The sequence below is a fragment of the Rhodopirellula maiorica SM1 genome, assembly GCF_000346295.1.
Lineage (GTDB): Bacteria > Planctomycetota > Planctomycetia > Pirellulales > Pirellulaceae > Novipirellula > Novipirellula maiorica.
Genome location: NZ_ANOG01000080.1, coordinates 1 through 4,284 on the forward strand (window position 1 = coordinate 1; position 4,284 = coordinate 4,284).

Sequence of the window (4,284 nt, forward strand, 5' to 3'; positions counted from 1 at the left end):
ATGACGGTTCGTCACTCGGATTGTCAATTGTAGCTCAATCTCTTGCATGAACTGCTTTTGAAGGATGGCTTTTGTCCGAGCAGTTCACTCGCGTCGATCTTCCTAATTCCATTTGAAATCTAAAATTCAAATTCTCTATCTCGGAGAAAGTTCAATGTCGCGTTTGCTTATCTGTTCGGTTCTGTTGTTTGCGGTTTCGCTCTCAAACGTCTTGGCCGCCGATGCTTCCCGCGATGTGGGGCTCAAGCAAGGGGATCCGATCGGCGTTTTTTATGTCACTAAGATCGCCGGTGCCGAGGATGACGGTGTCGATGTCGAACAAGAAATCTGTTATCGGTGCCGCTATGGTTCGCGGCCGATGGTGATCGTGTTTGCACGTCAAATCGATGGTAAGTTGACCAAGCTGGTCAAGGAACTTGATGCCGCCGTGGCGCAGAACGAAGCTTCGCACCTTAGCGGCTTTGTCACGCTGCTTGGCGAGGATGCTGGGAAACTGAAAACATTGGCGACCGAGTTGGCTGAAAAAACGTCAGCCAAACGCATTCCTTTCGCCGTGGCGAAAGAGTCCGAAACAGGACCGCTGAATTATCGTTTGTCCGCCGACGCTCCGGTTACCATTGTTGTCGCCAGCGATAGCCAAGTCGTCTCGGCGCGAGCGTATGCAACCAGTGAGATCGATGTCGAAGCGATCATGGCTGATGTCAAGTCGATTCTGAACTAGCCGGATCGGTTCCTGAATCCACTGCTGTCCTGTGTTGCGGACATCGGGTATCCGGCCAGTCTCTTGAAAATTATGGTCTACGAGCGAAACGCACGTTTCGCTTCATTCATAAACAAGATGACACAGCTAATCACGCCCACCGGAAATATCAGACAGCTGAATGGGAATCCGATGCAAGGAACCGAGGCTACGATGGCGGAGATTCTTGCAAACGTTAGGTTGCGCCGGAGGATCATGTGGACTGCGCCTACTAACGTTATTCCGTGTGCAATCACCCACATCAATGTGATTAAGATGTTCAGAGAGGTTGATACGAGTCCTGGGGCTCCTCTGTCTAAATTTGCGATCACCAAGGTTTGGAGTACAAGCCCGACGCACGATAGGACTATCATCACCAGTGAGTACATTGCGATTAAAACGCCGGGAATGATGTACAGCGCTGGGTGAGGGAGCGAAGAGCGATGCTGGGCTCCGGCGTAATAAGGCGGGTTCTGTGGTCCAGGCGATGCGTAGGGGTTAGGCACCGGGGCAGGTTGCGGTGGGGTGTATGGCCGCGGGACCGCTACGGGGCGGATGGGTGTCACGTTCTCCAGTGGCGCAAACACCGATGTCGCCGGCCTCGGCGATGTCGGAACCGATGCCGCGAAATCGTCATCCCCAAGTGTCACGACGTCGTCGTCAATCACAGGCGATTGTGTCGGAGTCGGCGTTACCGCTGAGTTCGATTTGCCCACCACTCGGATCTGCTTTTTGCACGACGCACAGCGAATGGTTTTTCCTAATTGATCCGCGGGGACCTGCAGCGTCGCTTTGCACACAGGGCAATTCGCGCGGACCGGAGTCGTTGTTTTTTCCGAGACAGAGTCGGTTGTTTTTGGGGTAGCGGGAACGGCAGGACGCGGCGGAGCGTTTGGCGTTTTCGGCGGCGTGCCTCTCGGCGTTGTCCCGCTGGGGGCTTTGGGCGCGGTGGGGGTGGTTCGTGGCGGAGGTGCCAACTGGTTGGGGTTGAGCTCGCGCAAGATGACTTTTGCTGAAACCCAGAATCCGTCATTGCCTTCTTTGGCGTCCACCTCTGCGTTGCCAAGCTGTTCCATTCGCTGGACGAAACGCGGGCGAGTGTAGGGACCTTCGACTTGGCCGTTGACGCGTAAGTAGATTCCGGTGCGCGCCAGTTCCTTGAATCGCTGCAAAATCACTGACGATGGGTACCAATCGCTGCGGCCCTGCTGGACCTCCGCTCTCTTGCCACGATGCTCTGCGAGCCAATGACGCATCTCGACTTCGGAAAACGGTCCCAGCGTTTCGTTGTCGACACGGATTCGCCAATTCTTGTCGCCCGAGTCGTTCACAATGTGCGTCTATTGCGGAAAGGCAGGATGGAAGGGGGATTGTCGAGGGCGAACAGGGGGTGATTGTCTTGCCACCCCCCTATCTTAAACTCCCGGGGCGTTCACGTGGAGTATCCAATTGCAAATCCGAGAGTAAGGCTGTGGAGAAGAGGCTCTCTCGTGTTCGCTGTCACTCTAGGACGGCATCTCCATGCCCGCAGGCGCACGAAAAAAGAGTCGAACCGGTGACGGTTCGACTCTTAGCTTGTTCGGCGAAACACTCGGCGTTGTTTCACGCTCTAAAATTTGTTGGTTGCGGAAATTAGCCGCGGACGATGGTGCGACCATGCTTGGTGATAACCACGTCAACACAGTGGCCACAGCACTCGAACTTGTAGGTCAAAATGCTGCGGTGCAAGAATCCCTTGCGGCAGTTAACCAAGGTTGGAACTTGGCCAGCACATTCAGCAGGAACACATGCGGTTACTTCCACGGGGCAGCAAGTGCGTGGGTCGATGACACACCAGGTTACTTCCACGGGAGGAGCGGGGCAGCAAACAGGTGCTGGCTCACATACAGGTGCTGGTTCGCAGCAGACAGGAGCAGGTTCGCAAACAGGTGCTGGCTCGCAGCAAACCGGTTCTGGTTCGCAAACCGGGGCTACTTCGCAGCAATCGTTCTTGTGCTTGCAGCCGAATAGGCCTGCTTGTGCGATGCTTGGGACAATCATGCTCGATACAGCAACAGCGCAAATCGCAATCAAAACTCGTTTCATCAGTCTCTTTCCTAAGTAGTCGTGAACTTGTGGGTTTCTCATTGGGAAGACACGAAGACTACGTTGTTCTCCCAGGCCGTACAATCATGCCTAGTTGGGCTAGCTGCTGCAACCGGCAGAGTCAGCTTTAATTGCCTAGTTTTTCAATATCTGCCATCGATCGGGCTCCACGGCCGAAATCTAACCGCTAAAGCATTGGGGGACCGTGCATCATTAAAACTACAGGATGCGGGATTCTGTGCCCTTGTGATGGTATCTAGGTGGAAGGAGCGGACTCTATAGGGTTTGCGCATCAGCGAAGAGGGTTAAACGTCAGTCCGCTGAGTAATTTGGGATAGAAGTAGGTGCTTTTGGCGGGCATTCGTTCTTTGTGCAGGCTGATGGCTTCCACGTGGCTCAGTTTTGCTGGCATCACTAGCGCCGCCAATGTGTAGGGTTCGTCGCTGTCGCTTTCCGCTTGGCTGCCTTCGCCATGCATCGCATCGACCACTTCGCTGACATCATGGACGTAGGTCGGTTTGGGATGGCCTTTGGCTTGAAGCAGATCGTCGATCACCAGGCGGTGCAGCAGGCTGACGCCGAGTCCCTGCCAGTCTTTGCTTTGGTTTGCGGCGAGCGTTTCCATTTTCGCAGCAGCAGTCTCGGTCGCTTTGCAAAGCAGCCAAGTGTCATCTTTGCAGGCGTACAGTCCGATCAAGCCTTGGTCGTCTGCGGATTCCATGTTGGACCACACGGTGTTGGCGGCTTCGAGTCCACCGGCGACGATCTCGCAATCAAAAGTACCCGCGAGTCGTGCTGTGATTTCAGCAGACGAAAAACGTTCGGTACCACGAAGCAATCGGTGTGTGGGCAAGACAATCATGCCTGGGTCGCTCATGCCCACCAACATCGTCATGACAAAGTTAGCGGGATGGTCGCTCGGCAGCGGTCCAAGTTCGTTGCTGACGAGGTCGCGATAGTTTGCCGCGGTTTCGTAACGATGATGGCCGTCGGCAACAAACATTGGTTTATCTTGCATCAGTTCGCTGACTTTCGCGATCACGTCCGGATCCGAGACAGGCCAAAGCCGGTGTTTGACCCCGAGATGGTCCTCGGCTTCAATCGGCGTGATGGTGGTGGTCGCTTCGTCAAGCAGCGTGATGATCGCGTTTTCGGGATCGGGGTACAGACCAAAGATTTGGCTGTTGTTTTGCTGCGTGGCTTGAGTCAGTTTCAGTCGGTCAACCTTGGCCTTGGGGTGGGTTTCTTCATGAGGGTAGATGTTGCCTTCGCCGAAGGGTTGGATGCGAACGCGTGCCATAAAACCACGCCGATTGAATACATGACCGTCAATCGTGAACTCTTGGTGATACACGTAGTAGGACGGTGCTTCGTCTTGTTTCAATACGCCTTCGCTCTTCCACTGGGTGACAAACCTCGCAGCTCGTTCGTACTTTTCGTCTTCCGAGTCCACCCGGTTC

General features: G+C 54.6%; 3 protein-coding genes. 1 reads left to right on the forward strand and 2 read right to left on the reverse strand.

Annotation, left to right across the window (positions count from 1 at the left end; all coding sequences use genetic code 11):
- Window positions 1-154 precede the first annotated feature (154 nt).
- Window positions 155-721: a hypothetical protein gene (locus tag RMSM_RS02415; protein ID WP_008691012.1), complete on the forward strand. Its 567-nt coding sequence runs from the start codon at window positions 155-157 to the stop codon at window positions 719-721.
- 77 nt (window positions 722-798) lie between these two features.
- On the opposite strand, the gene RMSM_RS02420 is transcribed toward RMSM_RS02415, so the two are convergent.
- Both RMSM_RS02420 and RMSM_RS02430 read right to left on the reverse strand, forming a co-directional pair.
- Window positions 799-2,070 (reverse strand): membrane protein, encoded by a 1,272-nt coding sequence (locus RMSM_RS02420; RefSeq protein ID WP_008691019.1) that lies wholly within the window; start codon window positions 2,068-2,070, stop codon window positions 799-801.
- 1,046 nt (window positions 2,071-3,116) lie between these two features.
- On the reverse strand, window positions 3,117-4,284 hold a 1,168-nt coding region (locus tag RMSM_RS02430; protein WP_040763714.1), incomplete at its 5' end, for a DUF1015 family protein.

Coding starts and splice junctions, on each gene's coding strand:
- RMSM_RS02415 (WP_008691012.1), top strand. CDS start 155: ATGTCGCGTTTGCTTATCTGTTCGGTTCTGTTGTTTGCGGTTTCGCTC.